This is a genomic window from Campylobacter sp. CNRCH_2013_0855 (assembly GCF_025773025.1).
GTDB classification, from domain to species: Bacteria; Campylobacterota; Campylobacteria; order Campylobacterales; family Campylobacteraceae; genus Campylobacter_D; species Campylobacter_D jejuni_C.
On sequence record NZ_JAKMTE010000011.1, the window covers coordinates 21,359 to 46,100 of the forward strand.

Consider the following 24,742-nt stretch of genomic DNA (forward strand, 5'->3'; position numbering starts at 1 on the left):
GGTTGACCGATGAATACACATTTTATTATTGCAACAAGACAATTAACTGGATATTCAGGTTCTGATTTATACATAAATCTTAGTTCTATAGATACAATTGAAAAGTTATTTAGCAAAGTAAGCAACTCTACAGCATTTACTATTAATGATAAAAAAACATCATATGATAGTAGAAATAGAATTGCATATTTTGAAATATTTGATCCAATTTTAGAAAAATATTTTCAAGTACACATAAAAGACAATAGACATAGAGATGGGCTATGGTTTAGATTAACTAATTATATAAAATATCAAAAAATCACACCAGGTCAATTTTTAGTATTAAGCCTAAATATTAATAAGTGTAATGCAGAAATATCAATATATAGTTTGGAGTTTTACAGATATATTCTTCAAAAACATGAAAAATACTATGTTTTAATGTCAGAAATAAATTCAAATGAAAATTATGATATAGTGGCTGAAAATTATTTAGCAAATTTTAATATATTAAGAACGGATACTTTTATAAATAAATGGCATGGCTCCTTTATTACTTATAAGGCTGATTCTTATTCAAAAAAATATATTGGCATTCCATATGATATTAATTTAAAATGCGATGAATTTAATGAGATTGGAGATATAATATGAATATATGGATTTATGCATTAAAGAATGACATAGAAATTAAAGATATAGAAAACTATAAAAATATTTTGGTAGGCGATATTATTTTTGGCTATATACAAATTATCGAAAGTGGAGGTTTTTTTATTGTAAAAAAACTTGTGAAGAAAGAAGATGGTCAAGTTGAAGAAAATGACATAGAATCAATCAAAGTAGATTTACCATATAGTATTATGTATTGTTGTAAGGGAGGTAGATTTTTATACAAACTACAGAAAAAAGAAATTAATTTCTTGTTAAATGAAAAAATATTTGATGATAGTAAAAATAAAAAAGAAATTGATGAAAACATAAGAGAAAAAGGTGGAGAAAATATCATCTTATATGGTGTGCCAGGTAGTGGTAAAAGTCATACTATAAAAACAAAGTATCCAAATAATGAGTATACCTTTGAAAAATTAGTTTTTCATCCTGACTATTCATATAGTGATTTCATAGGACAGATAATGCCTATTGTAAAAGATAAAATCGTAAGTTATGATTTTATACCTGGACCTTTTACAAATATTTTAAAAAAGGCATATAATGATCCAAGTGGAAAATATGTTTTAGTTATTGATGAAATAAATCGTGGTAACGCTCCTGCAATATTTGGTGAAGTTTTTCAACTACTTGATAGAGATAAGAATGGCAATAGCGATTATGCGATAAACAATGAAAATATAGCAAAGATAGTTTATGGTAAGGACAATATAGAAAAACCTATTAAAATCCCATCAAACTTATGGATAATTGCCACAATGAATACAAGTGATCAAAATGTCTTTACACTTGATACTGCTTTTCAGCGTAGATTTTCTATGCAGTTAGTTAAAAATTCTTTTGATAAAAAAATACAAGAGTTTGAAAGTGAAGAAAAATACAATGAATATAAAAATTTTATAGATAAGAAAATTTTAAATACTGATGTTTCTTGGCAAATATTCTGTAAAACCATAAATTCAGTAATCTCTGACAACGAAAATGATGTTAACTCAATGGAAGACAAAAGACTTGGTGTATTTTTTGTAAGAAATGATGACCTAGAAAGTAAAGAAAAATTTGCTCACAAAGTTTTAAAATACCTTTGGGATGATGTTTTTAAATTTGACAAAGATAAACTTTTTAATAAAAATAAATGTCATACACTAGAAGAAGTCATCGAAAGATTTGTTGACAAAAATGGAAAATCTCAATTTGATATTTTTATCGATGATGTTAAGGCTATGTTGTATGTTTAATTTAAGGGAGCATTGCTTTATAGATAATGAATTAGACGATAATTTTGTTGGTATTAGAAGTAAAGAAAATAAGCTTCAAATTTGCTTTCCATTAGGGATTAACTTAGATTGTGATGACAAGAATATAAGAGCAGATATTAGAAAGCTAATATCTGTACTTTTAAAATTTAATAAATCTCATACAAAATCTTATTTTATAGATAATAAAAATGAACAGATCGAGCAATCATTTCCACTTATTGCGTATAAAAATATCATAGAATATTTTCTTTCTCACGGTTACTATACCGAGCGAGAAAATATCTATCAAACCACTACAAAAGGTAAGATAAACTTTGCTAGAACGATTAATAAAAATCGCCCTAATATCCAAAATAATAATTCTGTAATTTATATGCAGTTTCAAGCTAAAAAAAATCAAGCCAATAAAAATGGGTTAATTACAGCTATAAATAGATATTGTGTTTATGAGGCATTTTGTAAATTTGGTTTTGCTTACAATTCATTTATGCCACCAAAATACAACTTACCAATAGATAAAAATCAATGTCTTTATGTTTTGCAAAGTAAATTAGATAATACATTTGATGATAAAAAACGATTACTTTTTAGTTCTATGAGAGATATGCTTTTGCAAAGCGATAAATCCTTAAAAGAGAGCGAGTTTAAATTTGGAACAACGGTTTTTCATACTATTTGGGAAAAGATGATAGATAGAGCATTTGGTGTTGCAGATAAGGATGGATACTTTCCAAAAACTCAGTGGAAATTAAAATATGCAGATAATAAAGATAATAACTCATTACAACCTGATACTATTATGATTGATGATGACAAAATTTATATATTAGATGCAAAATACTACAAATATGGTGTAAAATTAAAAGGATTGCCACAAAGTAGTGATATAATTAAACAGGTAGCTTATGGCGAATATGCAGAATATCGAACAAAAAATAAGAAGATATGTAATGTTTTTTTGATGCCGTATAACAAACAAAATAATAATTTTGAAGTTAAAATAAATGGTATTTTTGAAAATATTGGAAAAGCTACTATTGAATGGAAAAACAGCAAAAGCTACACGGAAATTCAAGGCCTCTTAGTAGATACTAGATTTTTAATTTATAATTATGATAAGATTGGTTCTACACATAAAGAACAATTAATTACAGCAATTAGCGATATTGGCCACTAGGATATACAAAAATATAAAGCTCTTTTGGATTACCTACAGCTTTTTTGTATCGTTTATCACTAGGTTTTAAATTTCTAATATCTTTATCTTGTAAGCTTTGTTTTGCTATGTTTGCCATTATTTTCCTTTAAAGAACCCTATTAGGTTTTAAGAACCCTAATAATGACCTTAATTAATTGAAAATAATTATAACACAAAAGAAATTAATTGAAATCAAAGATCATTTAGTTTGTTTATATATAGCATTTTGAAAGCATTTTTTGGAAATTAAAGAAATCGAAAGAAATAAAAAATGGTGGCTCCGATTGGACTTGAACCAACGACCACCACCATGTCAAGGTGGTGCTCTACCAACTGAGCTACGGAACCAAAAAATGAAAATTATATAAAAATATTTTTACATTGTGCTTAAAATCACTTTTTAACTTTTTTCATATCATTTAGCCACAAGTCTAGTTGTGCTTCAAAACCTACGCCTTTGCTATGATAAAATTTCAAATCTTTTTCTAGGTATCTTTGCTTAACCCATCCTCCAAAATCATGTGGGTAAAGGTAGTTTTTTCTTTGTGGGTTGTTATTATCAAGGTAAGGAAGTATTTTTAACGCAGGGTTGTTTTGCACATAATTTAGCGCTTCATTTATAGCAAGATAACTTGAATTTGACTTAGGCGAACTTGCTAAAAATACCACACATTGTGCTAAGATGATCCTAGCTTCAGGATAGCCTATGTTTTTTACTGCTATGAGTGTGCTTGTGGCTAGATTAAGTGCTTGAGGGTTTGCATTTGAGATATCTTCACTTGCAAATATCACTAATCTTCTAGCGATGAAATCCGCACTTTCGCCCCCATCAATTAATCTTGCAAGATAATACAAACTCGCATCTACATCACTTCCTCTTAAGCTTTTTATCATAGAACTAGCTAGTTTATAGTGTGTGTCTTTACTTGAAGTGCCATCGCTTAAAACATTTGCTCTTAATTTTTTCAAAGTTTCAAGCGTGATATGAGTGCTATCTAAAGCCAAAGCAAACTCGCATAAATTTAAAAAACTTCTTGCATCATTTGCACTAGAAGTGATTAAAAAGTCTTTGGCATCATCATCGATTTTACATTGGAGTTTTTCTTGCACTTTTATAGCAAGTTTTTCTAAGTCTTTATATTCTAAACCTTTAAATTCAAAAAGCATACTTCTGCTTCTTATGCCTGAAGTTAAAGTAAAGTAAGGGTTTTCAGTGCTTGCACCTATGAAAAGGCATTTTTGATTTTCCAAAGGGATTAAAAGCATTTCTTGCTGGGTTTTTGAAAGCCTATGTACCTCATCAATAAAAATCAAAGGTTTATATAAAGAATTTTCATATTTAGCTAGTATTTTTCTAAGCTCTTCAAGTTTAAAATTCCCTCCATCAAACTCATAAAAGTCTAGTTTATACTCATACGCTATAGCCCTTGCAAAAGAGGTTTTTCCACAACCTGCTGGGCCAAAAAATATACTATGAGGGAGTTTTGAAACTTGTATGAATTTTTTAAAAATTTCTACCAAATTTTCTTGTCCTAAAACCTCATCTAAAGTTTTAGGACGAAAAGTTAAACTTAAATTTGTCATTGTGGATTTATGGTAAGTCTTTCACCATTAATGATAGTTGTAACATCACTTTTATTAGAATCATCATAGATAAAATCAAGCACATAAGAGCCATTATTATCTACAAAATAAGTATCAAAATTTGCAAAATCAGGCCAAATTTGACTAGGAAGAATTTCAGTGTTTGCATGCAATTGTGATTTTATATTATTTTCAGTGAAAATAGTTTGTCCATTTGCGTCAAATTTTTTACCTTCTTTTTCAAAGCTTAGGTTATTTAAGATGATTTGAGGGTTTGCTTTTAAAAACTGACTTGCTAAAAGCATCATAGAAAAAATATCAGTATTTGAGTTTTGCACTAAACTATCATAAGCTTTTTTAGAAAGATTATTAAAATTCATATCTAAATTAATGTTATTTAACATAAAGTTTTCATTTGCAAGGTTAAATTTAGCTAAATCTAGTTTTAAAACACTATCATAATCATTTTGAGCATTTTGAGCTGTTTTTGCAAAAATTTTTAATTTATCAAAGTCAAAAGCAATGGAACTTATAAAATTAACGCTATCAATGCTTATATTTTGCTCACTATTTCTACTAGGACTAAAAATATCATTAAAACTTAATTTTTGTATAGGAAATTCAGAAATTTTGATATTTTTTGCTTCTAATTTTTCTTCATGAGATAGTTGTTCTAATAAAATATAACCTAGATTAAGCTCCATATTTTTTACAAATTCTTCAGAACCTGTAATCTTAAAAGATGTATTATTTAAAACTAAATTTGTATCATTGCGCGTAAAATTAATATCATTTATTTTTGCATTGATGTTAATGTCTCCACCTTTTGCGCTAACTAAGATTTTAAAGATTTCTTCATTTGGGAAAATACCTTTTAAGTCTTCATTTTCATTTAAAATAGAAACGATAGCATTATTACTTGCAAAAAAATTATTAGAAAAATCCACATTCACTTTAAAACTATAAGGTAAGTCATTCAGTGTAGCTATAAAACTTCCTTTGGAATTTAAAAGTCCTTTGGTATAGTTAGCATCTTCAACACTATAATATGCTGTATCTTGACTCATTTGAGCAAATATTTTTCCATTGATAGAGTTAATGTAAGAAGCTGAGGCAAAAAACCCTATAACTAATAAAACAACTACTACAACCCCTGCGATGATTTTTTTCATTCATTTTCCTTAAGTGAAATTTTAGAAATTATATATTTTTATTACTAACTAATGCTTATAAAATTCTCACATTTATACATTACTTAACTTTTTTTCTTATAATTGCACTATTTAAAATCAAAGGTAAAAAAATGAAACTTTTTGGAACAGATGGAGTACGTGGTAAAGCAGGGGAGTTTTTGGATTCATTTTTAGCCATGCGTTTGGCTATGGCTGCTGGAATTTATTTTAAAGACAAAGCTCTTACAAACAATATCTTAGTAGGAAAAGATACAAGAAGAAGCGGTTATATGATAGAAAATGCTATCGTTTCAGGGCTTACTTCTATAGGTTATAATGTTATAGAAATAGGTCCTATGCCAACACCTGCTATTGCGTTTTTAACTGAAGATATGCGTTGTGATGCAGGGATTATGATATCAGCTTCGCATAATCCTTACTATGATAATGGTATTAAATTTTTTGATGCCCATGGAAATAAACTTGATGAGCAAGCAGAAGCAAAAATAGAAGAAATTTATTTTAACGATAAACTCATAGAAGAAGCAAGAACAACAAAATCACAAATTGGTCAGGCAAAAAGAATTGATGATGTGATAGGAAGATATATTGTTTCTATAAAAAATTCTTTTCCTAAAGAGCTGACTTTAAAGTCTTTACGCGTTGTGTTAGATGTGGCTCATGGAGCTTCTTATAAGGTAGCACCTACGGTTTTTAAAGAACTTGGTGCAGATGTGATTGTGATCAATGATAAGCCAAATGGTTTAAATATCAATGAAAATTGCGGGGCTTTACATCCTTTAAATTTAGCTTTAGAAGTAAAGAAATTTAGAGCAGATGTGGGTTTTGCTTTTGATGGGGATGCGGATCGTTTGGTTGTTGTGGATGAAAAAGGCGAAGTAGCTCATGGAGATAGTCTTTTGGGTGTTTTAGCTTTATTTTTGAAAAAACAGGGCAAGCTAAAATCAAGCGTGGTTAGCACTATAATGAGTAATGGTGCTTTAAAAGAGTTTTTAACTAAACATAAAATCACACATGAAACTTGCAATGTAGGCGATAAATATGTACTTGAAAAACTCAAAGAATGCGGTGGAAATTTTGGCGGGGAGCAGAGTGGGCATATTATTTTTAGTGACTATGCAAAAACTGGAGATGGTTTGGTAGCTGCTTTACAATTTAGTGCTTTAATGTTAAGTGAGGCAAAAAGCGCAAGTGAAATTTTAAATCAAGTTAAGCCTTATCCACAACTTTTGCATAATCTTAAAATTTCAGAGAAAAAAGACTTAAGCAAGCTTGCAGGCTTAGAAGAATTGAAAAAAGATTTAGAAAAAAAAGGAATTGCTAGTTTGTTTAGGTATTCAGGTACAGAAAATTTAATACGCTTATTACTTGAAGCAAAAGACATTAAGCTTTTAGAAAAAGAAATGAAAGCTGTTGAAAGCTTTTTTATGAAAGCATTGAATGCTTAAAATTTTATCTTTAAAATTTTGGCTTGTTTTTGCTTTAGTTTTTATACTAGATCAAGTAAGTAAGTATTTGTTTTTGCAAGGGCTTGAGTATAAGGGTGAATTTTTTGATTTAGTTTTAACCTATAATACCGGTGTAGCCTTTTCAATGTTTGCATTTTTAGGAGAGTATTTAAAATACATACAGCTTGTTTTTATTTTGGCTTTGTTTGGGTATTTGCTTTATCAAAAAGAATTTTTTAGAACACATTTGATCGCTTTTGCTATTATGTTATCTGCTGGGTGTTCTAATTTACTTGATCGATTTGTGCATATAGGTGTGGTGGATTTTGTATTTTGGCATAAGTGGTTTGAATTTGCTGTGTTTAATTTAGCTGATGTGATGATAAACATTAGCGTAGCTTTGATTTTAATAAAAGAAATTTTTAATAAAAAAGGAGAAAAATGTTAGATTTTTTAACTGACTGGTATTTATGGATTAAAATGGTGCATTATTTAGCTTTTGTTTCTTGGATGGCTGGATTGTTTTATTTACCAAGACTTTTTGTATATCATACAGAACATAAAGACAATAAAGGCTTTGTGGAAGTGGTAAAAATTCAAGAAAGAAAATTGTATTTTTATATCCAAACACCTGCTATGATTGTAACTTTAATAAGTGGTAGTTTAATGCTTCATGCTAATAAAGCTTTAATGGTTGGATCAGGATTTATGCATGCTAAATTAACCTGTGCTTTGCTTTTAATTATTTATCATTTGCAAAATTATTATTATTTAAAACAACTTCAAAATGATACTTGCAAAAAAAGTGGGAAATTCTTTAGAGCTTATAATGAAATTCCAACGATATTATTTATAATCATCGCTATTATGATGGTGGTAAGACCATTTTAGTAAAAAGCCTTAAAAAAAAGGCTTTTTATCCTTTAAACTCCATGCTTTTAAAATCAAGTGGATCAACATTTTCTTGCATGATATTTATGCGTTCTTTATCTTGTAAGCGTTTATCATCTCTAAATACAGCACGCACTAAATCCATACCTGTGTAAAAATCTTTCATTAATACCATAAACAAATAACATCCAAATTCACTTGTATATAAAGTATTGTTTTCTTTTTTTATAGCCTTGCTTAATTTAAGACCTAAAAGTTCTATAAAAAGATCTTTTTCTAAATTACATTCTAAAGTTTTATTAAATTTATCAATTTCGATTTTACCAGTAAACATTTCGGTTAAAAAGACATATTTGATGATTTCTTTTTTACTAAAATTAGCTTTAGCAATATTTGCATTTTGTTTTTCCTTGATGAGCTTAGAATAATCATTTAAATTAAAAGCATTGATTAAAAGCTCTCCATCTAAAAAGCTAAAAGCCCCGCTTCCTACACCCAAATACTCATGATGGCTACTTACATACTCATCATTAAAGCTACTTTTTTCTAAAGAAAATGACCACGCATTATTTCTTTCATAATCTTTGAAAAAATCTACAATGATTTTATAAAATTCAAATTCATTATCTTTAAAACTTACTCCTAGAGTTTTTGCGATATTATCTTTTGTGAGGTTTGATTTCATCAAAGGATAAGTTGTGATTTGTTGAGGTTTTAAGTTTTTGGCTATTTCTAAGTCATTGAGTAATTGTTCTTTGGTTTGAGAAGGAAAATTAAAAATCAAATCAATACTCATGATAGGAAGCACACCTATGGCTTTAGAAAGCTTTTCTTGAAGTTCTTTGCTAGAGCCAAATTTATGATACCTTGCTACTTTTTTTAAAGTATCATCATCAAAGCTTTGTATACCACAACTTAAACGATCTATAAGTCCTTTAAACATTTCTAACTTTTTAGGTTCGATATGATTAGGGTCAGTTTCGCAAGAAATTTCTTTGATGTTAAATAATTTTTTGCAAAGTTCTAAAGTTTTAGCAAGCTCTTCTTCATTGATTAAAGTAGTGCCGCCACCCACATACATAGAAGTAAAATCAAATCCTTTGTCTTTGATTTGTTTGATTTCTTCTCTTAAACTTTCAAAATATCTTTTTGCTAAATCTTCATTGTAATAATACTTATGAAAACTACAATATGGGCAAAAAGTATGACAAAATGGTATGTGAGCATAAAGCATATAAGATTTTTTTGGATTAACTTTTTTTTCTTGTCCTTCTTTTAAAAGTTTCACATCAAAACCATTCTCTAAAGATTTTTGCATAGCCTTGTGTGAGTAAGAAAGAGCTAAGTTTTGTAAAAAATTCATATTTTTCCTAAAATTTCATTTTGTAGTTATTTAAAAAGACTATAATTGTATCATATTTTTACAAAGGCTTTATAATGAAAAAGATTTTTATAGCATTTTTTGTATTTTTGTTAGGATTTATAAGTGTGTCAAATTCTGCACCTTTAGATGAAATTTTTCAAGATGTTAATGTTTCAGGTAGTATGCGTTATCGTTTTGAGCATAATAGCCCAAAAGATAGAGGAAATAATAATTTTAATCAAAGAATTCAAATTCAAATGCATTAACAACTAAGCCTTAAAGACTTAGTTGTTATAAAAGTTTTCCTTTAAGTTTTCTTCCATAGCTTTGATGTTTTCTTTTGATTCTTCTTTAGCGTTAAATCCTCCACCAAAAGCTTTCATAACATCTACAATAGAATTTGCAAGCTCATAAGATGAGTTAGTATAAGAAAGTTTAGCATTTAAATAATTTCTTTGATCTTGTAAAAAATCAGCCAAGTTAATCACGCCATTTTCATATCTTAAGGTAGAAATTTCATAAATTTTACTTTGGGCTAGAAATAAATTTTTATAATTTTGCTCATTTTCATAATAGCTTTGGCGGTTAAATAAAGCAAGTCTTATCTCTCCAAAAGCTGTTTTTAAGGTGTTTTCATATTGTAAAAATGCTTCATCTTTGGTAAGCTTTGCAATATTAACATTATTCATAATCTCACCCCAATGAAAAATCGGCATTGCAAAATTTCCAGCTACATTCCAAGTATTGCTTCCATGTTTGACTAAAAGATCTAAATCATTACTTTGAAAACCCAAAAGTCCTGTTAAAGAAAGGTTTGGTAAAAATGCAGTTCTAGCTACTCCAACAAGATAATTTTTTTCTTCTAAAATTTTTAAACTAGCTTGTACATCAGGTCTTTGAAGCAAAATTTCACTGCCAATGCCCTCGGGTATGCTAAGTTCGTATTGTCCTATTTTTTTATACTCTATGCTATTATAAAGTATATCATCAATATCATTTGAAGTTAGGATTTTTAAGGCTTTGGTATTAGCCTCTTTTTGAATTTTAGCGTTTGTGAGTAAAACTCTTGAATTTTCAAGCTCAGCTTTAAATTTGTTAAGCTCATACTCACTAATTACTCCAAGTTTAAAATGCTCTAATTTTAACTCATAAGTTTTTTGATAACTTTGGGTTGTTTCTTCTAAAATTTTTACTTGCTCGCTTAAGCTTGCTAGGTTAAAATAAGTTTTTACTACATTAGAAATTAAGCTCAATCTTGCGCTTTCATAGTCAAACTCACTAGCTTGTAATTTTGCTTTTGAAGCACCATAAGTATCTCTGTATTTACCCCATAAATCTACTTCATAGCTTAAATTTAAACCCATGTTAAAATCATTACCATAAGCAAATTCATTGCTTTTATTGCTTGGAGCATTAATGCTAGTTTTTCCTCTTGCTCCGCTAGCGCTTGCATCAAGCTTAGGAAGTAAATCGCTTCTTGCTATACCTAAAGTTTCATAAGCTTTTTGTAAATTCATATATGCAATTTGCAAGTCGTTATTATTTTTTAAAGCTTGATCGACTAAGGTATTTAAATAATTATCATCAAAAGCTTTCCACCACTGTTTATTAATGCTAATATTTTGGTCTAAACTTTTAGTGTAATTTACATCTTTGATTTCTAAATTTGGTTTTAAACTGCAAGCTGTTATTAAAAAACAACTTGCAAAAATTATTAATTTACGCATTGATTTTACCTCTTTTTTTATCAAGCCATTTATTAAAGCTTTCTAATAAATAGAAAAATAAAGGTACAAAGAAAATGGCTATAGTAGAAGCTGCTATCATACCTCCTATAACACCCGTGCCTATTGCATGGCGACTTGCACTTCCTGCTCCATAAGCAAAGTACAAAGGTAAAATACCACAAATAAATGCTAATGAAGTCATTACAATAGGTCTAAATCTTAATTTTGCTGCACTAATAGAAGCTTCAAAAATACTTTTTCCTTTTTTAAGATGTTCTTCCATAGCAAACTCAACAATCAAAATGGCGTTTTTAGCTGAAAGTCCTATTAAAAGTAAAAGTCCTGTTTGAAAATATATATCATTTTCTAAGCCTCTAAGCCATACAAGAAGTAAAGAGCCAAACACCGCAAAAGGCACAGCAGTGATTACTGCTAAAGGCATAAGCCATCTTTCATACTGAGCTGCTAGGATTAAAAATACAAATAAAAGCCCTAGTATAAAAGCTACTTGACCTGCACCACTACTTGTAACTTCTTGATAAGCTGAACCTGACCAAGCAATAGAATAATCCTCTCCTAAAGTTTCTTTGGCAACTTGAGCAATAGCATCAATAGACTGTCCTGAAGTATAACCAGGTGCAGGATCACCTTGTACTAGTGCTGATGGGAACATATTAAAACGTTTTACATCATCAGGCCCAACGCCTCTATGAAGTGTTAAAACACTATCTAGAGCTATCATAGAACCATCTTTTGATCTAACAAAAATATTTTTTAAAGCATTTTGTGTATTTCTAAAATCTCCAATTGCACTAATATTTACACGATAATTTTTTCCAAGCATAGAAAAATCATTTACATAGTAAGTTCCTATCGTGGCATTTAGTGTGCTAAATACATCTGCTAAATTTAAACCATAAAGCTTTACTTTATCACGATCAATTTCCAATTTTAATTGTGGAAAATTAGTATCAAGTGTAGTTCTTACATTCGCAAGCTCAGGACGTTTATTTGCTGCTTCAACTAATCTATTTACATCAACTTGAATTTCTTCATAACTTTTACCTCCACGATTTTGTACATACATTTCAAAACCACCAGTTAAACTTAAACCTTGAATTGGAGGTGGATTAACAAAGAAAGTTTGAAAATTTGGATTTAAGAAATATTGTTTATTATACATACTAGTTAGATCAAAACTATTTGTATCTCTATCATCCCAATTTTTCAAATTTACAAACATTGCACCAGCATTTTCTTTTAAAGAACCTGTGAAAAGATCATAACCTATAAGACCTACAATATCAGTAATATTTTCATTTTTACCGATTTCTTCACCCATTGCATCCATAGCTTGGGTTGTTCTATTGAGAGATGAAGCTGCTGGTAAGTTCACAACAGATAAAAAACTACCTTGATCTTCAGGTGGTACAAGTGAATTTGGTACTATTTTGAATAATCCATATAATCCGATTAAGAATATGAAAAAAATCAAGACAAAGCGTATAGTTCTTTTTAATATATAAGCAACTCCTGCGCCAAAAACTTCAGTTGACCAATCAAATATATCATTGAATTTTTTTACTAAGTAAAATGGCTCCCCTTCATTTCTTTTTAAGAAAATTGCACATAAAGATGGAGTTAGTGTTAATGCTACAAAACCTGAGATTGCAACTGAAATAGCTAAAGTGATGGCAAATTGTCTTTGAATTTCTCCTACAAAACCGGATATAAATGAAACAGGTATAAACACCGCACAAAGCACAAGAACGATAGAAACAACAGGTGCAGCAACTTCATCCATTGCTTTAATGGCTGCTTCTTTTATGCTTATATTTGGATCTTCATGCATGATTCTATCGATATTTTCAACTACTATAATTGCATCATCAACAACAATACCAATAGCTAATACCAAAGCAAAAAGTGTAAGAAGGTTGATACTAAAACCTAAGACATATAATCCCGCAAAAGTTCCCAAAATAGAAACAGGTACAGCAATCATAGGTATGATAGTAGAACGGAAATTCTTCAAGAACAAGTACATTACAATCACAACTAAAATGAGTGCTTCAAAAAATGTTTTTACAACTTCTTTGATAGAAGCTTTAATAAATATAGTTGTATCATAAGGTACTTTATAGGCTAAACCTTCTGGAAAGCTTTTTGAAAGCTCTTCAAACTTTTTCTGTACTAACTCAGCTGTACTTACTGCATTTGCTCCAGTTTGTAAGAAAATTAATATAGGAGTAGCATCGCTTCCATTTAATCTACCTTTAAATGTATATTCTCTTGAACCTAAAGAAACTTCTGCAACATCTTTAAGTCTTAAAAAAGAGCCATCGCTATTTGCTCTTATAATAATATTTTCAAATTCTTTTGTGTTTTTTAACCTTCCTTGCATAGTTACTGAGTATACATAAGGTGATCTTTCTACCACAGGTTCTTGACCTATCTTACCAGTAGCATATTGAGCGTTTTGTTCATTTACTGCAGCAATAACATCTGTTGCGGTCACTTGATATTTATTTAATAAATCGGGATTAAGCCAAATTCTCATAGAATAATTTCTTGAGCCGATTGCTACGGCATTACCTACACCAGGAACCCTAGCAAGATCATCTAAGATATTTAACGCAGCATAATTATATACTTCAAGTGAATCCATAGAACCATCAGGAGAATATAAAGTAGCAACTTCTAATATACTTGAACCAGTTTTTCTTACACTAACACCGGTTTTTTTAACATCTTCAGGAAGTCTTGCCATAGCAGCTGAAATTCTATTATTAACATCAACTGTCGCTTGGTCAGGATCTGTACCTATATTAAAATATACACTTAAACTCATATCTCCTGAAGAACTTGAAGTTGATTCCATATAAATCATATTTTCAACTCCGTTGATTGCATCTTCAAGAGGAATAGCCACTGTTTGAGCTACTGTTTGAGCATCAGCACCTGAGTAATTTGCACTTACTTTTACAACAGGTGGGGTTAGAGAAGGGTATTGCTCTACAGGTAAAGAATATAGTCCTATAATACCCGCTAAAGAAATGATAATAGCTACAACAGAAGCAAATACAGGTCTTTCTATGAAAAATTTAGAAAACATTATTTATTCTCCATTACGCTAACACTTGCACCAGGGCGGATTTTTTTGAAGTTATTTAAAATAACTTTATCGCCATTTTTTAAGCCCTTATCAATGATTGCTTTATCAGAAGTTTGATAAATAACATTCACATTAGTTTTAACTACTTTTCCATCTACTAGAGTATAAACATAAGTAGCACTATCATCTTGTAAAAGCGCAACTTGAGGAATTTCAAAACCATCTTTTTGAACAAAGCCTTCAACATGAACATTTGCAAAAGAACCAGGCATTAAACTTGAGTTGTTATTGTCAAAAATAGCTTTTGCTTTTACCCCACCACTATGGGTGTCTATAACACTATCTATAAAATATAATTTTCCATTAAAAAGCTCTCCGCCAACATTAGCTTGCACTTGGATATTTTCTAATTGCCAGTTGCCACTTTGTAGATTTTTATTCATATTGATTTTATCAACATCAGAAATATAAAAGTCTGCAAAGATAGGGTTAATGTTTGTAATACGCACAAGCTCAGTTGATGAAGCATTTACATAATCACCCACATCCATTAGCGCATCTCCTAAAACCCCATCAAATGGAGCACTTACTACAGTGTATTTTAAGTCTAATCTTGCATTAGCAAGTTTTGCTCTAGCACTTTCTAAATTAGCTTTGGTAGAATTAAATTTAGCCAAACTTGCGTCAAATTCTTTTTGTGAAATAGCATTTTTTTCTATTAAAATTTGATCTCTTTTGAAATTTTTTTCAGCATCATCAAAATTAGCTCTTGCTACTAAAGCTTCCCCATAAGCCATATTTACACTTGCTTGGTATTTATCAGGCTCTATGAGAAAAAGTTTATCACCTTTTTTAACAGCTTGGCCGCTTTTGAAGTATTTTGCTTTGATTTCGCCACTTACTTTAGGTTTAATTACTACATCTAATTCAGTGCTTAATCTTGCAGGATAGGTAAATTCTAAAGGTAAATTAGAACTTTGCATAGTCATAATACTTACAGGTTGGGGAGGGAGTTGTTTAACTTGTGCATTCTTATCATCTGAGCATGCCACAAATATAAGTGAAGCACAAGCTAGGGTTAAAAGTTTTGTTTTCATTGGTTTCCTTAAAATTATTTATTTAGCTAAACGAAAAAAGTAATTTATATTACAAAAGATATAATTATTATTTTATCAATCTTTAGTTAATTAAAATTAACAAGGCCTTGAGTAAAGAGTTTTACGATTTTTTTTGCGTGATTTTGTTGCTCTTTTTTACTCATTGAAACTTTATTTTCAAAAGTGCTTTGTATAAAAAAAGTTCCTCTAAGCATAGCACAAAATGTATAACTTAAAAATTCAGCATTTTTAGCTAAATTTTCATTTTCTTCTTCAAATCTTTTTTGAAGTACATATTCTACTTCTTTTCTATTGTCTCCTTTAAACCATTTGCCAAAATCAAATTTTTCATTATAAATTTCTGAATATATAAGTCTTACTATGGCTATGGTTTTAGCGTCATTAAAAATCCCTAAATAAGCTTTTGCAAATTGATGTAGAAATTCTTCTAAACTAGCATTGACTGAAAGTTGCATATTTTTGTTTAAAATAGCTAGAAAATGATTTTCTGCAAAATCATTTAAAACCGCTTCAAATAAACCTTCTTTATTTTTAAAATGCTCATATACACAAGAAAAAGATCCACCAGCTTGTTTGATGATATCTTTAAGATTAGTTGCTTCGTAGCCGTTTTCTAAAAACGACTCCGCAGCAATTTGTTTGATTTTTTCAAGCCTTGCTTGAGATTTTGAAGAAAGTCTTTTTTCCATTTTAGTGTTTTTTATGCTCTATAATTGAGTTTTTAGGATACACAAAATTACTTTCTCTTGTGATTATGATGTTTTTATCATCAAGTGCATAAGCTTTGATAGTTAAAGGTATTACTGTATCTTTTCTATCATTATCAGCTAGTTTTTTAGTAGCTTTTAAAACAACTATATGTTTATCTTTTTCACCAGCTTTTAGTTTAAAAGGTTTTTTAGGTCTAATGATTTCTATACCATCTTCAAAGTCTTGTAATTTTACATCAAAATAATACTCATGAGTTTTATTATCTGTATTTTGGAATAAAAATACATAAGCATTGGTGATTAATAAATCTCCATCATGTGTTTTTCTTACTTGATAAAGCTCGCTAGAACGATTGATGTTTAAAAGCATATTTTCTTTTTTACTTCCCATTAAAACTAAGGCTACAAAAACACCACATAAAACCACTAAATATCCAATAGTTCTAAATCTAAAATATTTTACTTTTTCTCTTGTTTCAATGGCTTTTGCACTAGTCCAGTTAATCAAACTAGGGCGATCAAATTTGGCTTGAATTTTTGAACAAGCATCGGCGCATTCAAGACAGTTAATACACTCAAGTTGCATTCCTTGACGTATATCTATATGTGTAGGACAAATTTTTACACAGGCTTCACATCCTATACATTCACCTTGTGGTGGTTTTTGATAAAGTTTGGTATGCCCATCATAAATCACACCACCTCTTTTATCATCATAGATTACTTGAATAGTATTATTATCAAACATTACAGATTGAATTCTTGCATAAGGACATACATAAACACAAAATTTTTCACCCAAATACACTATATCAAAAGTAAAGACTAAAGAAGCACAAAATAAAATCCCCAAAAGCAATAAATGATCAGCAGGATTTTGAATATATACAAAAAAATCTTCAGGCGGTACAAAATACCATAAAAATGCACTCATCATTAATAATGAAAAAAGATAGAAAATCACAATACTTAAAACTTTTTGGACAAAAAATCCATCTACTTGTTTTTGTTTGTTTGCTGTGCTTTTATGAATTTTAAAGATTTTTGTTTGTAATAAATCTCTATAAATAACTCTAGCAATAGTTTGAGGACAGCTCCAAGCACACCAAATTCTTCCTGCTAGAGTGGTAATAAAAAGTATAGTTAAAAACATGCCCATGATAACAAATGGCATTAAATAAAGCTCTTGGGTATCAAAAGCAATAAAAAACAAATTAAGCTTTTTATGATCAAAACTTAATAAAAAGAAATGATTGTCATTAATTTTTATAAAAGGTAGTATTATAAAAATAATCATAGAAATGATATAGGCTATATACCTTTTTTTAGTATAATTGGTGATACAAGCACTCATTTTTATTTTCCTTAAAAAATGTTTTTTAAATTGTAGTACTAGAAAAATTAAACCAAACTTTGTCTTATATTAAGAATTTATGTTTAATTTTTATTTATGTAATTATTACAAAAATAAATTTTATTTTCAAGTGAAATTGTGATATAATCCCTTTTTAATTTTATTTAAGAAAGGTGGTGAGGGTCGTGCCAGGAATTAAGGTACATCCTAACGAGTCTTTTGATGAAGCGTATAGAAAATTCAAAAAACAAGTAGATAGAAATCTAGTTGTTACTGAAGTTCGCGCTAGAAGATTTTTTGAGCCTATGACTGAAATTCGTAAAAAACAAAAAATTTCAGCACGCAAAAAAATGCTTAAAAGACTTTATATGCTTAGACGCTACGAGTCAAGACTCTAATACCAAAAAGCCGAGAAATCGGCTTTTATTCATTGATTATTTATGTTTCTTTGGATTTTAATCATTCATTTTTTTGGACTTATTTTACCAGGACCTGATTTTTTCTTAGTAAGTTCATATGCATTAAGAGAAGGAGTTAAAAGTGCTTTAAAGGCAAGCTTGGGGATAAGTTTAGCCGTTAGTGTATGGATTATACTTTCTATACTTGGTTTGAGTGCGATTTTCCATCAATTTCCATTTTTGCAAATTGCTTTATCAAGTTTTGGGGCTTGTTATCTTTTATATTTAGCTTATGGAATTTACAAAAATGCAAAAATAGGTAATATAAAAGTTCAAAAAACTCATATATCTGCATTTTTAAGTGGAATGATTACAAATTTATCTAATCCTAAAGCAATTTTTTATTTTGCTAGCGTTTTTGCAAGTTTTGATTTTACCCAAATGCGGTGGATGTTGATAGTTTTAATTTTTGTTTTGATTTTAGAAACTATAATTTATTTTTCTTTGATTTCTTTATTATTTTCTAAACCTTTCATGGTAAGAATTTATCAAAAGAACTTAAAGCATATTGATTATTTAAGTGCTTTTATATTTTTTGCTTTTGCTGTGTTTATTTTGAGTAATAATTTAATGGCTATGATAAATTAAGGCAATTAATTTTTATTAATACTTTTTTTGTTAAAATCTTATTAAGTTAAACTTATAAATTTAGGAAAGATTATGAAACATATAAAAACTATACTTAAGCTTAGTATGATAAGTGGTATTGCCGCAATAAGTGCAGGTGCTTTAAGTGCATGTAGTAGCAATGCAAGTGATTCTAATAATGCATTGAGTCAGGCAGCAAATACTCAAGGTGCTTTTGTTATCATCGAAGAAACTGCTCCAAATCAATACAAAATCAAAGATCAATTTCCAAGCGATGAAACTAGGGTAGTTTTAAAACAACTTGATGGTACAGAAAGAGTTTTAAGCAAAGAAGAAATGGATAAATTAATCCAAGAAGAAGCTGCTAAAATAGACAATGGTACTTCAAATTTAACAAATCCAAATAACGCTCAAATGAGTAGTGGAGGACTGTCTTTAGGTGAAACATTGCTTGCGAGTGCGGCTGGTGCTATACTTGGTAGCTGGATAGGCTCAAAACTTTTTAATAACCAAAATTTTGCAAACCAGCAAAGAGGAGCATTTTCAAACCAAAGTGCTTATCAAAGAAGTGTAAATAGTTTTAATAAGGCAAGTACAAGTGCCACTTCAGGCTCAAGTGCGAAAAAATCAGGCTTTTTTGGTGGTGGTTCTAAGGCTACTTCAAGTTCTTCTAGCTCTTTTGGATCCTAAGGGTGTAAAATGAATTTTTTAAAAGTAAATCCTTTAGAAAAATCTTACTTAGAACAAATAGGCTTTTCATGGCATACAGATAATGATGGAAGTGATTATTTAGATTCTAACTTAGTTTGTGTGAGAGAAAATGAAGCAAATGCATATTATGAAGCAGTGAATGAGCTTTATGATATGTTTGTAGCTGCTGCGCAAGAAGTGATTGATAATGATCGTTTTGATGAACTTGGAATTCCTTTTAATTTAGTTGATGCGATTAAGATGAGTTGGGAAAATGATGTGCATTGGCATTTATATGGAAGGTTTGACTTAGCAGGTGGGCTTGATGGTAAGCCTATAAAGCTAATAGAATTTAATGCTGATACTCCAACTTCTTTATTTGAAAGTGCTATTTTACAATGGGCTATTTTAAAACAAAACAACCTAGATGAAAGCTCGCAGTTTAATAATATATATGAAGCCCTAAAAGATAATTTTAAAAGACTTATCACTTTAGAAGAAGATGTAAGTGAATTTGAAAAGTATTATGAAGGTTGGAAGATATTATTTTCTTCAATCGCAGGTAGTGATGAGGATATGATTACAACCAAGCTTTTAGCACACATTGCTAGTGAAGCAGGTTTTGAGAGTGAGTTTTCTTATATAGATGAGGTGGAATTTTCGCCTGAGGGTATTTTTAAAAATGATGTAAATTTTGAGTATTTTTTCAAGCTCATTCCTTGGGAGAGCATAGCCATAGAAGAGGGTGAGCTTGCTATGCTTTTAACTCAAATCATGCAAAATCAAAAAGCAATCATTTTAAATCCTGCTTACACTTTATTGTTTCAAAGTAAGGGTATAATGAAAATTTTATGGGAGCTTTATCCAAATCATCCTTTATTGCTTGAAACAAGCGATCAACCTTTAGTGGGTAAAAAATGTGTTAAAAAGCCTGTTTTTGGTAGAGAAGGAGCCAATGTTTCTATTATAGAAGCTAATGGAGATGTAAGTTTTGAAACAAGCGGAGATTATCAAAACAATCGCTTTGTGTATCAAGAATTTGCTGAGTTTAATCAAAATGAAAGTAATTATTACCAAGCAGGGGTTTTCTTTGCTTATGAGGGTTGTGGATTAGGTTTTAGAAAAGGCGGATTAGTGCTTGATAATTATTCTAAATTTGTAGGACATATAGTAAAAGATTAATGAAAATAGTATGCTTAGATACTGCAACTTTAGGTGGAGCGGATTTAACGGTTTTTGAAAGTCTTGGCGAGTTTGTGAGTTATGATTTAACTTCTAAAGATGAGGTTATTGCAAGAATAGCTAATGCGCAAGTTGTAATGATAAATAAAATCATCATTGACAAAGAAGTAATAGATAATACTAACTTAAAACTTATTTTACAACTTGGTACAGGGGTAAATAATATAGATGTAGCTTATGCAAATTCTAAAGGTATAGTGGTAAAAAATGCCGCTAGTTATTCCACAAAAAGTGTTTTAAGTCATACCTTTGCTTTGCTTTTTGCTTTTTTAAATCAAATTCCATATTATGATAAATGGAGTAAAGAAGGCAAATGGTGTGAGAGTAAAATGTTTTGTGATTTTAGTAAGACTTTGCATACTTTAACCGGTAAAAAACATGGTATTATAGGACTTGGAGCTATAGGTAAAGAAGTAGCTAGGGTTTCTCAAATGTTTGGTTCTAAAATTTGTTATTATTCTACCTCAGGGGCTAATAATAATGATGAGTATGAAAAAGTAAGTCTCGAAGAGCTTTTAAAAACTTGTGATGTAATTAGCATACATGCGCCTTTAAATGATAAGACAAAAAATTTATTAAGTAGAAAAGAATTAATGCTTTTAAAAGATGATGCTATTTTGATTAATGTAGGGCGTGGTGGAATCATCAATGAAGCAGATTTAGCTCAAGTTATGAATGAGAAAAATATCAAAGTAGGACTTGATGTGCTTGAAATAGAACCCATGATTAAAAATCATCCTTTGCTTGGTATAAAAAATAAAGAAAATTTAATCATCACTCCACATGTTGCATGGGCAAGTGAAGAATCCATACAAAATTTAGTCCAAATTGTATTTAATAATCTTAAGGAGTTTATAGAAAATGGCAAGTGAACATAGTTTTGATATTAGTGGGGAAATTGACAAACAAGAGCTAAAAAATGCTTTAGAGCAAGCTAAAAAAGAGCTTGATAGTAGATATGATTTAAAAGGTATTAAAAGTGAAATAGAGTTAAATGAAAAAGAAAGTGTTTATAAGCTTATTTGCTCTAGTGAAACAAAGCTTGAAGTGTTAAAAGATATTGTTATTTCAAAGCTTATTAAAAGAGGGATAAACCCTAATGGTATTAAAGAGCTAAGTAGGGAAAGCGGAGCAAATTTTAGACTGAACTTAAAAGTTAATGATGCTATTGATGCTGATAGTGCTAAGAAGATTAACAAAGCTATAAAAGATAGTAAGCTAAAGGTAACTTCAAGTATTAGAGGTAATGAAATTCGCGTAGTTGGCAAGCAAATTGATGATTTGCAAAGCGTGATGAAAATAGTAAAAGAACTCAATTTAGAACTTAATATTAGTTTTAAAAATCTTAAATGAAAACTTTACTTCAAATAGTTTTTTTGTGTTTTGTGTGCGTTTTTTTAAGCTCTTGTGCTTTAAAAAGCAAAACACAATCACAAAGTGCTTATATTATTTTAAAAACCCCAGAGTTTAAATTTGCTGATTATGGTTTTTTATATGAGGGAAAAAATTTTACAAGTTTAGAGCTTTACAGTGCTTCTAAAGCCTTGCTTGAATTAAAAATTAGCGATAAAATTTGCGTTAATGGTATATGTTATGCAAAAACATATTTTAATAAAAGATTTTTTAATAATGAATATTATGATGATTTTTTACAAGATCTAATCTATAAAAAACCTATTTTTTATGGAAAAAATAAACAAACTACCTCTTGTGGTTTTACTCAAAAGATTATAAGTAACAATTATGATATTTTTTATGAGGTTTGTGATAAAAATATGAGTTTTAATGATAAAAAATCCAAAATCAAATTTAGCATAAGGTTAATATAAAGGAAAATATGAAAGATTTGAAACTTTTTCTTAATGATACTTTTAAAAGCAATATTTATAAAAACTTACAATGTAGCGAAGATGAAATTTTAATTTTAAAGCATTTATGCAAAAATTATTTGCAGGCAAATGCAAGCATTAATGCTTACAATCTTCTTAGCGAAGTTTTTAAAAATGATGAATATGAGTATTTAGATCATTTAAAAGATCTTAAAAATCTTATAGAAAAAGGTTTTATTGTTCAAATTTTTTCTGATTTTAAATCGAGTAAAAATTCAAGCTTGCTTTTAAATTTATTACAATGTGAGTTAAGTTTAAGTGAAGTTTTCTTGCAAGTTTTAGAAAATAAAAACATACAAGATTATATGCAAGATCAAATTTATGAAGATCATATTGCGTATTTAAAAGATGAATTTTTTAAAATCGAGCTTTATCAAAGATTGCGTTTTTTTGCTAAAAGCTCTCAAAGTAAGAATATTAAAAAAGATATAGCTATATTTGAAGCATACATTAAAGAGCGTATAAAGAAAAGTAAAATTTCTAATGTTTTAGCAGAGATTTTTAAAGAATATGCTTTAAATGATAAAGAATGTTTGATATTTATTAGTTTGTTAAAAGAAGAGTATTTGTTAAATACTGAAAATTCTTATAGTAGAGATTTTAATTTTTTACTTCATTTAATCAGTGAAGATGAGGCTCAAAAACAAGAAAATAAAGCCTTATTAGAAGAAGATTCTAAGTTGCTTAGTTTAAATCTTTTAGAATACGATGAATTTGTTAATTCTTTGGGTGATATCACTAAGATTTTTTATTTAAGTGATGATATTTTACAAAGAATTATTAACTTTAAAGAACCAAAGAAAAATAAAAAAATTAAACTTCAAAATTTAGTTAAAGAACAAGATATTTTTGAGCTAATCGAGCCAAATATCAATATAAATGATGTTATTATGCCCCAAAGCACTAAAGATCTATTAGAAAGCATATTAAAACAACAAGATAAAAAGGTTTTAGAAAGATTAAATAAATGGGGTATAAAAACTAATAAAAATATAGAAGCTAAGATAATTTTTTATGGTCCTGCTGGTACTGGTAAGACTATGAGTGCATTAAGTATGGCAAAAGCTATGAAAAAATCCATTTTGAGTTTTGATTGCTCGAAAATTTTAAGTAAATATGTGGGTGAGAGCGAGCAAAATGTAAGAAAAATTTTTGATACTTACAAAGAACTTTGTCAAACAAGCAAGCAAAGTCCTATTTTGCTTTTAAATGAAGCTGATCAATTTTTAAGTACTAGGGTAGAAAGCAGCGCTGGTGCTGATAAAATGCATAATCAAATGCAAAATATTTTTTTAGAACAAATTGAACGTTTTAGTGGAGTTATCATAGCTACAACAAACTTTTTAGAAAGTTTAGACGTGGCTTTTTCAAGAAGATTTGAGTATAAAATCGAATTTAAAAAGCCAAATTATGAACAACGCTTAATGATATGGCAAAAAGCTTTGCCTAAAAATGCTAAATTTGATGATAGTTTTGATTTAAAAAATTTAGCTTCATATGAATTAAGCGGAGCTCAAATTGTAATGGTGGTTAAAAATACAGCTTTAAAAGCGGCTATTTCTAAAGATGGTATTTTTAAAATGGATGATTTTTTGCACACTATAGAAAAAGAAATAGAATCTTCATTTGATAAAAATAAGATAGTTGGTTTTAAAAATTAAATTCACATAAATTTCACAAGTAAACAATATCATTCTTTCAACTTTTATTTAAAGGAGAAAAAATGAAAATGAAATTAATGTTAGCTGGCTTAGTTTGTGCAAGTTCTATGTTCGCAGATATGGTTGTTAGTCCAAGTGCTTTGCCTCAAAAGGCTCAAGAGTTTTTAAACACTCATTTTAAAGGTGTAAATATAGGCTATGTAAAACAAGATGTAGATTCTTATGAAGTAAATTTAGTTGATGGAACTGAAATTGATTTTATCATTAATGGCGACTGGAAAGAAGTTGATGGTAAATACAAAGGTATTCCAACAGGATTTATCCCAAAAGAAGTTATTGCTAAAGTACAAGCAGCACAACCAAATGCAACTATTGTAGAAGTAGATAAAAAAATCAATGGTTATAAATTTAGAACAAACAATATGATGGAGATTTATACAGATTATAAAGGTAATATTTTAGGTCAAAAATTTGATGATTAATCACCTAAAATCTCATATTACTTAAACTAAACCCATTAAGGGTTTAGTTTAATTATTTAAAACTTCTTCTTCCTAGCATCCTCTAAGATATCATTAGCTATTTTATTTACATTATCAG

General features: G+C 29.1%; 25 protein-coding genes and 1 tRNA gene. 16 read left to right on the forward strand and 10 right to left on the reverse strand.

The genetic code is table 11. The annotated features are described in order from the left end of the window. The first annotated feature begins 9 nt into the window (after positions 1-9). The 3 genes from L8X40_RS06650 to L8X40_RS06660 are packed head-to-tail and all read left to right on the forward strand — an operon-like array spanning position 10 to position 3,090. Entirely contained in the window at positions 10-636 is a 627-nt protein-coding gene (locus L8X40_RS06650; RefSeq protein WP_114640746.1) for a hypothetical protein, read from the forward strand. Then, positions 633-1,892, forward strand: coding sequence for an McrB family protein (locus L8X40_RS06655; protein ID WP_263667569.1), 1,260 nt, complete (start codon positions 633-635; stop codon positions 1,890-1,892). Before L8X40_RS06650 ends, L8X40_RS06655 begins: the two co-directional genes overlap by 4 nt. Then, positions 1,885-3,090 carry an LlaJI family restriction endonuclease gene (locus L8X40_RS06660; protein ID WP_263667570.1) on the forward strand — a complete coding sequence of 402 codons (1,206 nt, stop codon included), beginning with the start codon at positions 1,885-1,887 and terminating at the stop codon, positions 3,088-3,090. The genes L8X40_RS06655 and L8X40_RS06660 overlap by 8 nt, the downstream gene beginning before the upstream one ends. On the opposite strand, the gene L8X40_RS06665 is transcribed toward L8X40_RS06660, so the two are convergent. The 4 genes from L8X40_RS06665 to L8X40_RS06680 all read right to left on the reverse strand — a co-directional run bounded on the left by L8X40_RS06665 (position 3,071) and on the right by L8X40_RS06680 (position 5,867). Then, positions 3,071-3,208, reverse strand: coding sequence for a hypothetical protein (locus tag L8X40_RS06665; RefSeq protein WP_232017389.1), 138 nt, complete (start codon positions 3,206-3,208; stop codon positions 3,071-3,073). The genes L8X40_RS06660 and L8X40_RS06665 overlap by 20 nt on opposite strands. Positions 3,209-3,383: 175 nt before the next feature. Next, a tRNA-Val gene (locus L8X40_RS06670) sits at positions 3,384-3,459 on the reverse strand. Between the two features lie 45 nt (positions 3,460-3,504). Next, positions 3,505-4,695, reverse strand: coding sequence for a replication-associated recombination protein A (locus L8X40_RS06675; protein ID WP_261545331.1), 1,191 nt, complete (start codon positions 4,693-4,695; stop codon positions 3,505-3,507). Then, positions 4,692-5,867 carry a DUF945 family protein gene (locus L8X40_RS06680; protein WP_214100499.1) on the reverse strand — a complete coding sequence of 392 codons (1,176 nt, stop codon included), beginning with the start codon at positions 5,865-5,867 and terminating at the stop codon, positions 4,692-4,694. Before L8X40_RS06680 ends, L8X40_RS06675 begins: the two co-directional genes overlap by 4 nt. 131 nt (positions 5,868-5,998) lie before the next feature. Here L8X40_RS06680 and glmM point away from each other — a divergent pair, with 131 nt between their 5' ends. From glmM to hemJ, 3 genes are read left to right on the forward strand one after another with little or no spacing between them, the layout of a single operon-like run. Next, a complete protein-coding gene (gene glmM, locus L8X40_RS06685) occupies positions 5,999-7,336 on the forward strand; it encodes a phosphoglucosamine mutase (RefSeq protein ID WP_039629248.1) in 1,338 nt (445 codons plus the stop codon). Continuing rightward, entirely contained in the window at positions 7,329-7,784 is a 456-nt protein-coding gene (gene lspA, locus L8X40_RS06690) for a signal peptidase II (protein ID WP_263667571.1), read from the forward strand. Before glmM ends, lspA begins: the two co-directional genes overlap by 8 nt. Continuing rightward, positions 7,778-8,227, forward strand: coding sequence for a protoporphyrinogen oxidase HemJ (hemJ, locus tag L8X40_RS06695; RefSeq protein WP_039619499.1), 450 nt, complete (start codon positions 7,778-7,780; stop codon positions 8,225-8,227). The genes lspA and hemJ overlap by 7 nt, the downstream gene beginning before the upstream one ends. A 25-nt stretch (positions 8,228-8,252) precedes the next feature. Here hemJ and L8X40_RS06700 read toward each other — a convergent pair whose 3' ends face one another. Next, positions 8,253-9,590, reverse strand: coding sequence for a coproporphyrinogen III oxidase family protein (locus L8X40_RS06700; protein ID WP_261530159.1), 1,338 nt, complete (start codon positions 9,588-9,590; stop codon positions 8,253-8,255). Positions 9,591-9,664: 74 nt separating this feature from the next. Here L8X40_RS06700 and L8X40_RS06705 point away from each other — a divergent pair, with 74 nt between their 5' ends. Beyond that, positions 9,665-9,856, forward strand: coding sequence for a mini-MOMP protein (locus tag L8X40_RS06705; protein WP_039619495.1), 192 nt, complete (start codon positions 9,665-9,667; stop codon positions 9,854-9,856). Positions 9,857-9,874: 18 nt separating this feature from the next. On the opposite strand, the gene L8X40_RS06710 is transcribed toward L8X40_RS06705, so the two are convergent. The 5 genes from L8X40_RS06710 to ccoG form a co-directional block, all read right to left on the reverse strand. Next, complete coding sequence (locus L8X40_RS06710; RefSeq protein WP_263667572.1) at positions 9,875-11,317, reverse strand: efflux transporter outer membrane subunit; 1,443 nt, start codon at positions 11,315-11,317, stop codon at positions 9,875-9,877. Then, a complete protein-coding gene (locus L8X40_RS06715) occupies positions 11,310-14,432 on the reverse strand; it encodes an efflux RND transporter permease subunit (protein ID WP_263667573.1) in 3,123 nt (1,040 codons plus the stop codon). Before L8X40_RS06715 ends, L8X40_RS06710 begins: the two co-directional genes overlap by 8 nt. Continuing rightward, on the reverse strand, positions 14,432-15,529 hold the full coding sequence (locus L8X40_RS06720) for an efflux RND transporter periplasmic adaptor subunit (RefSeq protein WP_263667574.1): 1,098 nt from the start codon (positions 15,527-15,529) through the stop codon (positions 14,432-14,434). Before L8X40_RS06720 ends, L8X40_RS06715 begins: the two co-directional genes overlap by 1 nt. Positions 15,530-15,615: 86 nt before the next feature. Further along, entirely contained in the window at positions 15,616-16,239 is a 624-nt protein-coding gene (locus L8X40_RS06725; protein WP_263667575.1) for a TetR/AcrR family transcriptional regulator, read from the reverse strand. Position 16,240: 1 nt separating this feature from the next. Beyond that, positions 16,241-17,614, reverse strand: a complete 1,374-nt coding sequence (ccoG, locus tag L8X40_RS06730) for a cytochrome c oxidase accessory protein CcoG (RefSeq protein ID WP_263667576.1) — start codon at positions 17,612-17,614, stop codon at positions 16,241-16,243. 185 nt (positions 17,615-17,799) lie between these two features. Between ccoG and rpsU the strand changes: the two genes are divergently transcribed. The 9 genes from rpsU to L8X40_RS06775 all read left to right on the forward strand — a co-directional run bounded on the left by rpsU (position 17,800) and on the right by L8X40_RS06775 (position 24,624). Beyond that, on the forward strand, positions 17,800-18,012 hold the full coding sequence (gene rpsU / locus L8X40_RS06735) for a 30S ribosomal protein S21 (protein ID WP_002780697.1): 213 nt from the start codon (positions 17,800-17,802) through the stop codon (positions 18,010-18,012). A 42-nt stretch (positions 18,013-18,054) separates the two neighbouring features. Further along, entirely contained in the window at positions 18,055-18,660 is a 606-nt protein-coding gene (locus L8X40_RS06740; RefSeq protein ID WP_087699121.1) for a LysE family transporter, read from the forward strand. A gap of 72 nt (positions 18,661-18,732) precedes the next feature. Then, positions 18,733-19,350, forward strand: coding sequence for a UPF0323 family lipoprotein (locus L8X40_RS06745; RefSeq protein ID WP_039619476.1), 618 nt, complete (start codon positions 18,733-18,735; stop codon positions 19,348-19,350). 9 nt (positions 19,351-19,359) lie between these two features. Then, positions 19,360-20,532 (forward strand): glutathionylspermidine synthase family protein, encoded by a 1,173-nt coding sequence (locus L8X40_RS06750; protein WP_214136253.1) that lies wholly within the window; start codon positions 19,360-19,362, stop codon positions 20,530-20,532. Then, positions 20,532-21,464, forward strand: a complete 933-nt coding sequence (locus tag L8X40_RS06755; RefSeq protein ID WP_214100495.1) for a D-2-hydroxyacid dehydrogenase — start codon at positions 20,532-20,534, stop codon at positions 21,462-21,464. The genes L8X40_RS06750 and L8X40_RS06755 overlap by 1 nt, the downstream gene beginning before the upstream one ends. Further along, complete coding sequence (locus L8X40_RS06760; protein WP_087699127.1) at positions 21,454-21,945, forward strand: YajQ family cyclic di-GMP-binding protein; 492 nt, start codon at positions 21,454-21,456, stop codon at positions 21,943-21,945. Before L8X40_RS06755 ends, L8X40_RS06760 begins: the two co-directional genes overlap by 11 nt. Beyond that, positions 21,942-22,421 carry a hypothetical protein gene (locus L8X40_RS06765; RefSeq protein WP_087699129.1) on the forward strand — a complete coding sequence of 160 codons (480 nt, stop codon included), beginning with the start codon at positions 21,942-21,944 and terminating at the stop codon, positions 22,419-22,421. The genes L8X40_RS06760 and L8X40_RS06765 overlap by 4 nt, the downstream gene beginning before the upstream one ends. An 8-nt stretch (positions 22,422-22,429) precedes the next feature. Further along, a complete protein-coding gene (locus tag L8X40_RS06770) occupies positions 22,430-24,142 on the forward strand; it encodes an ATP-binding protein (protein WP_087699131.1) in 1,713 nt (570 codons plus the stop codon). A 62-nt stretch (positions 24,143-24,204) separates the two neighbouring features. Further along, a complete protein-coding gene (locus tag L8X40_RS06775) occupies positions 24,205-24,624 on the forward strand; it encodes a PepSY-like domain-containing protein (protein WP_087699133.1) in 420 nt (139 codons plus the stop codon). The last annotated feature ends 118 nt before the right edge of the window (positions 24,625-24,742 follow it).

What these genes read in the sequence shown, in the direction of transcription:
- L8X40_RS06660 (WP_263667570.1), top strand. Translation starts at nt 1,885, where the DNA reads ATGTTTAATTTAAGGGAGCATTGCTTTATAGATAATGAATTAGACGAT.
- L8X40_RS06665 (WP_232017389.1), bottom strand. Translation starts at nt 3,208, where the DNA reads ATGGCAAACATAGCAAAACAAAGCTTACAAGATAAAGATATTAGAAAT.
- L8X40_RS06745 (WP_039619476.1), top strand. Translation starts at nt 18,733, where the DNA reads ATGAAACATATAAAAACTATACTTAAGCTTAGTATGATAAGTGGTATT.
- L8X40_RS06650 (WP_114640746.1), top strand. Translation starts at nt 10, where the DNA reads ATGAATACACATTTTATTATTGCAACAAGACAATTAACTGGATATTCA.
- L8X40_RS06715 (WP_263667573.1), bottom strand. Translation starts at nt 14,432, where the DNA reads ATGTTTTCTAAATTTTTCATAGAAAGACCTGTATTTGCTTCTGTTGTA.
- glmM (WP_039629248.1), top strand. Translation starts at nt 5,999, where the DNA reads ATGAAACTTTTTGGAACAGATGGAGTACGTGGTAAAGCAGGGGAGTTT.
- L8X40_RS06710 (WP_263667572.1), bottom strand. Translation starts at nt 11,317, where the DNA reads ATGCGTAAATTAATAATTTTTGCAAGTTGTTTTTTAATAACAGCTTGC.
- L8X40_RS06765 (WP_087699129.1), top strand. Translation starts at nt 21,942, where the DNA reads ATGAAAACTTTACTTCAAATAGTTTTTTTGTGTTTTGTGTGCGTTTTT.
- L8X40_RS06655 (WP_263667569.1), top strand. Translation starts at nt 633, where the DNA reads ATGAATATATGGATTTATGCATTAAAGAATGACATAGAAATTAAAGAT.
- L8X40_RS06700 (WP_261530159.1), bottom strand. Translation starts at nt 9,590, where the DNA reads ATGAATTTTTTACAAAACTTAGCTCTTTCTTACTCACACAAGGCTATG.
- hemJ (WP_039619499.1), top strand. Translation starts at nt 7,778, where the DNA reads ATGTTAGATTTTTTAACTGACTGGTATTTATGGATTAAAATGGTGCAT.
- L8X40_RS06770 (WP_087699131.1), top strand. Translation starts at nt 22,430, where the DNA reads ATGAAAGATTTGAAACTTTTTCTTAATGATACTTTTAAAAGCAATATT.
- L8X40_RS06750 (WP_214136253.1), top strand. Translation starts at nt 19,360, where the DNA reads ATGAATTTTTTAAAAGTAAATCCTTTAGAAAAATCTTACTTAGAACAA.
- ccoG (WP_263667576.1), bottom strand. Translation starts at nt 17,614, where the DNA reads ATGAGTGCTTGTATCACCAATTATACTAAAAAAAGGTATATAGCCTAT.
- lspA (WP_263667571.1), top strand. Translation starts at nt 7,329, where the DNA reads ATGCTTAAAATTTTATCTTTAAAATTTTGGCTTGTTTTTGCTTTAGTT.
- L8X40_RS06680 (WP_214100499.1), bottom strand. Translation starts at nt 5,867, where the DNA reads ATGAAAAAAATCATCGCAGGGGTTGTAGTAGTTGTTTTATTAGTTATA.
- L8X40_RS06725 (WP_263667575.1), bottom strand. Translation starts at nt 16,239, where the DNA reads ATGGAAAAAAGACTTTCTTCAAAATCTCAAGCAAGGCTTGAAAAAATC.
- L8X40_RS06705 (WP_039619495.1), top strand. Translation starts at nt 9,665, where the DNA reads ATGAAAAAGATTTTTATAGCATTTTTTGTATTTTTGTTAGGATTTATA.
- L8X40_RS06755 (WP_214100495.1), top strand. Translation starts at nt 20,532, where the DNA reads ATGAAAATAGTATGCTTAGATACTGCAACTTTAGGTGGAGCGGATTTA.
- L8X40_RS06720 (WP_263667574.1), bottom strand. Translation starts at nt 15,529, where the DNA reads ATGAAAACAAAACTTTTAACCCTAGCTTGTGCTTCACTTATATTTGTG.
- L8X40_RS06775 (WP_087699133.1), top strand. Translation starts at nt 24,205, where the DNA reads ATGAAAATGAAATTAATGTTAGCTGGCTTAGTTTGTGCAAGTTCTATG.
- L8X40_RS06740 (WP_087699121.1), top strand. Translation starts at nt 18,055, where the DNA reads ATGTTTCTTTGGATTTTAATCATTCATTTTTTTGGACTTATTTTACCA.
- L8X40_RS06675 (WP_261545331.1), bottom strand. Translation starts at nt 4,695, where the DNA reads ATGACAAATTTAAGTTTAACTTTTCGTCCTAAAACTTTAGATGAGGTT.
- L8X40_RS06760 (WP_087699127.1), top strand. Translation starts at nt 21,454, where the DNA reads ATGGCAAGTGAACATAGTTTTGATATTAGTGGGGAAATTGACAAACAA.